Consider the following 4,012-nt stretch of genomic DNA (forward strand, 5'->3'; position numbering starts at 1 on the left):
AAGAAACCCGGTTTCTTCCAGAAACCGGGTTTCTGAGCTATTAATAAACCTAAAGAGAAACCGGGTTTCTTCAAGAAACCCGGTTTCTACACTACAATATTTAATAAACCTGCTCGATCCGCCGAAAATCTCTTTCCACTTCAGACCACAGAGAACGATTGTGCGGGTCTGTGCGTAAAGCTTTTTTTAAATAAATTCTCGCTTTATCCAATTCTCCCTGAGTGACTAAATGACGACCCCAGCGTTGATAAGTAATTGCCTGCCACTGGCGCACTTCCGGATCTTGCGGCAAGCGTTGGGCCAAACCTTCGACAAGAGCGATCGCACGCGGAAACCTTTGCGCCTTCAACAGCAGCTCCAACTGATCGTAAGATTGCCATTTTAGTTGCTTTTCCGTTTCCGATAGCTGAGGTTCCTCTTCTTGAGGCTTTTCCTTACGAGTTACCTTCGTTTTTGGTGGTGACGAAGACACATTAACCGACTCAGAAGCAGCAGGTGGCGTTTGGGGTTGACTCGATACTTGCGAAATACCCGTCTCCTTCACAACACCAAGGAGGAATTGGTAAGCTTCAGTAATAGCAATAAACTTATCCTTCGCTTGCTTATCCGTCGGGTTGACATCCGGATGATAGCGGCGTGCCAAACGACGGTAAGACGCCTTAATTTCAGCCATTGAGGCTCCAGACTCCAACCCCAGTAATCGATAGCAATCCGCCAGGTTCATCTAATTAAGCATTCAACTTAATCCCGATAATAGCAAAGGCAACCAGCTTTCCTGGAGAAAGATAAAGGAAAAGGGCAAATTCCCCAAATTTTTTTAACCCTTTCCCTAACCCTCTCCCTTAAAGTTATGCAACTACCGGGGTTCTAGTTTCAGCCGATCGCTCCTCAATTACTTTATCGATCAAGCCATATTCCTTGGCTTCCTGAGCAGACATAAAAAAGTCGCGATCCATATCTTTCTCGATCTTTTGCAGAGGCTGACCAGTCTTCTGAGCGTAGATGTCATTCAACTGACGGCGAATCCGCAGAATTTCTCTCGCCTCGATCTCAATATCGGTAGCTTGACCCCGCGTACCGCCAGAAGGTTGGTGAATCATAATCCGGGAGTGGGGTAGCGCCAAGCGTTTCCCCTTCGTCCCAGCAGCGAGTAGAAAAGACCCCATCGAAGCAGCCAAACCCACGCAAATAGTGACGATCGGCGACTTAACGTGCTGCATGGTATCGTAGATAGCCAAACCCGCCGTCACCGAACCACCGGGAGAATTGATGTAGATATAAATATCCTTACTTTGGTCGTCGGAATCCATATAGAGCAGTCTGGCGATAATGGCATTAGCCATACCATCAGTGACTTCTCCACTTAAAAAAACAATCCTTTCCAAAGCAAGACGTTCGTAGATATTAATCCACTGGGTAAAAGGTTCGCCAGGGAATCGGTAGGGTACTCTAGGGATACCAATCGGCATAAAACTTTCTTCCTTGTAGTGAATAATAGGACTTCAACCGCGAAGAGCGGGCACTGGTTGAGGAAGATCTTTAGGACTTTCCAAAACCCGATCGATCAAACCGTATTCTTTGGCTTGCTGAGGAGTCATATAGAACATCCGATCCATATCTTTAGAGATCTTCTCTGGCGGTTGACCTGTATTGCGAGAGAAAATATCAACGATCGCCGTCTTGTTCGCCAAGACTTCCTTTGCCTGAATTTGAATATCTGTGGCTTGACCTCTGGCGCGAGTGCGAGCTTGGTGCAGTACGATCGTCGCATTAGGTAAACTGGCCCTGTACCCTTTCGTACCTGCGGATAAAATCATTGCCGCCGTACCCATCGCTTGACCGATACAGATGGTATGAACTGGAGGCTTAATGTAATTGAGGGTATCGCAGATCGCAAAAGCTTCGGTTTCAAAGCCTATAGCATCGCCGCCATACCAAGCAGTACCCGTAGAATTGATGTAGATCGAGATCGGCTTTTCCGGGTCATCGTATTGCAAAAACAGCAGTTGGGCAATGATTAACTCGGTTACGTCTACACCTACTTGAGCTTTGATCTCGTCTGAAGAAAATAGCGGCAGTCCCAGATAGACAATTCGTTCCTTTAACATTAAGGAAGGTAAATCTGGAGGAGGTGTTCTGTAGAAGGCATCTCCATAGTACGGAGCTTGAACAGCCTTGATAGGTGAGTCCATAGGTCGGGTTATCGCCCAAATAAGGAAGAGTGTTTTTTCATGGTAACGCGCTCTGGGTACGTCGTTGCGGCACATCCAGTAGTGATACCAACACCTCATCCGTGCTGAGTGCTGAGCAAGGTAAGACTTTTGATGTCTCATTCTCCTGGTGATTGGCCTATGCTTGTTTTAAGTGCGTAACGGCAGTGTTTTGCCGTGTGGTAAATAACATTACTATTTACGTATATAGGAGCTTTGATGATGAAAGTTGTTTTACAGCCTATATTGAATGATGTCAATCTGGATGCGACTCAACTGACGAGTCAGCGTCAGCTGGAGATTTCCGTTTTTGCTAACCCAGGCGAAATAGTAGAAAATGTACCCCTAAACTTGTGTCTGATTTTAGATCGTAGCGGTTCGATGAGCGGGCGTCCCCTGGAAACGGTGAAACAAGCAGCCTCCCGCTTGGTCGATCGACTCAAAGAGGGCGATCGCCTTTCTGTAATCGCCTTCGATCACCGGGCCAAAGTTCTCATCCCCAATCAAGCGATCGAAGACCCAGCAGGTATCAAAAGGCAAATTAACCAACTCAAAGCTGACGGCGGTACTGCCATTGATGAAGGACTGCGCTTGGGCATTGAGGAAATGGCCAAAGGCAAAAGAGATACGATCTCCCAGGCATTTCTACTGACTGACGGCGAAAACGAACACGGCAACAACGAAAAATGCCTGAAATTGGCCGAACTAGCTGCCGGTTACAAACTGACGGTGAATACTTTGGGATTCGGCGTTCACTGGAACCAAGATATCTTAGAAAAAATTGCCGATGCCGGTGGTGGCACCTTATCTTATATAGAAAGAGCCGATCGAGTCGTGGAAGAGTTCGGTCGCCTATTCAACCGCATTCAATCCGTGGGATTGACCAATGCTTATCTGCTGTTCCAACTCATGCCCAAGGTGCGGTTTGCAGAACTCAAACCCGTAGCTCAAGTTGCTCCGGATACGATCGAATTGCCCGTACAGCAGGAAGGTGACAGATTTGTCGTCCGCTTGGGTGACTTGATGAAGCAACAAGAGCGGATTATCCTAGCCAACCTCTACATCGGTCAGATGCCAGAGGGGCGGCAAACTGTAGTTAACTTGCAAGTTCGCTACGACGATCCGGGACAGGGTAAGGAAGGTTTACTTTCCGAGATCGTCTCAGTGGATGCCAACTTCTTGGCCGTTTACCAAGCCAATTTCAACCCAAAAGTGCAAAAATCGATTTTGGCGTTAGCGAAGTATCGACAAACGCAAATTGCAGAGACAAAATTGCAACAAGGCGATCGGGCTGGTGCAGCCACCATGCTGCAAACTGCTGCTAAAACCGCACTGCAAATGGGAGACAAAAGTGCCGCCACAGTGCTGCAAACCAATGCCACCCGCCTGCAATCGGGGGAACAACTTTCGGAAGCCGATCGCAAGAAAACCCGCATCGTCTCCAAAACCATTTTGCAGAGCGACTCCTAATTTCTCAGCCATTGTTCATCCTGCATCAGTCATCGGTCAAGAGTCATCGGTCGATCGCTACCGAAAAAACTGAGGTTAGGGCCTCGCACTTCTAGGCTAACTAATGACTGATGACATCAACGGCCTGGGGGCGGGCAAAAATCATCCTACCAGCAGAAGTTTGCAAAGCAGAAGTGACAATCACCCGCAATTCGCTGCCCACATATCTGCTGCCTTCTTCCACCACAACCAATGTGCCGTCATCCAGGTAGCCAACTCCTTGACTGGGTTCCTTGCCCTCCTTGAGAATTTTGATGTCTAGGTTGTCACCGGGCAGATAAGAAGGACGAATC

General features: G+C 47.8%; 5 protein-coding genes. 1 reads left to right on the top strand and 4 read right to left on the bottom strand.

The features are described from left to right. Positions 1–100: 100 nt before the first annotated feature. From H6S82_RS22065 to H6S82_RS22075, 3 genes are all read right to left on the bottom strand, one after another. Positions 101–724 carry a DnaJ domain-containing protein gene (locus H6S82_RS22065; RefSeq protein ID WP_190462231.1) on the bottom strand — a complete coding sequence of 208 codons (624 nt, stop codon included), beginning with the start codon at positions 722–724 and terminating at the stop codon, positions 101–103. Positions 725–848: 124 nt separating this feature from the next. After that, positions 849–1,469 (bottom strand): ATP-dependent Clp protease proteolytic subunit, encoded by a 621-nt coding sequence (locus tag H6S82_RS22070; protein WP_190462229.1) that lies wholly within the window; start codon positions 1,467–1,469, stop codon positions 849–851. Between the two features lie 33 nt (positions 1,470–1,502). Further along, entirely contained in the window at positions 1,503–2,192 is a 690-nt protein-coding gene (locus H6S82_RS22075) for an ATP-dependent Clp protease proteolytic subunit (protein ID WP_190462227.1), read from the bottom strand. Between the two features lie 240 nt (positions 2,193–2,432). On the opposite strand from H6S82_RS22075, the gene H6S82_RS22080 reads away from it, so the two are divergent. Next, positions 2,433–3,680 (top strand): VWA domain-containing protein, encoded by a 1,248-nt coding sequence (locus tag H6S82_RS22080; protein WP_190462333.1) that lies wholly within the window; start codon positions 2,433–2,435, stop codon positions 3,678–3,680. 100 nt (positions 3,681–3,780) lie between these two features. On the opposite strand, the gene H6S82_RS22085 is transcribed toward H6S82_RS22080, so the two are convergent. Next, a partial coding sequence (locus tag H6S82_RS22085) for a TRAM domain-containing protein (RefSeq protein WP_191056707.1) occupies positions 3,781–4,012 on the bottom strand: 232 nt, incomplete at its 5' end.

The organism is Planktothrix sp. FACHB-1355 (assembly GCF_014748295.1).
GTDB lineage: Bacteria > Cyanobacteriota > Cyanobacteriia > Cyanobacteriales > Aerosakkonemataceae > Aerosakkonema > Aerosakkonema funiforme_A.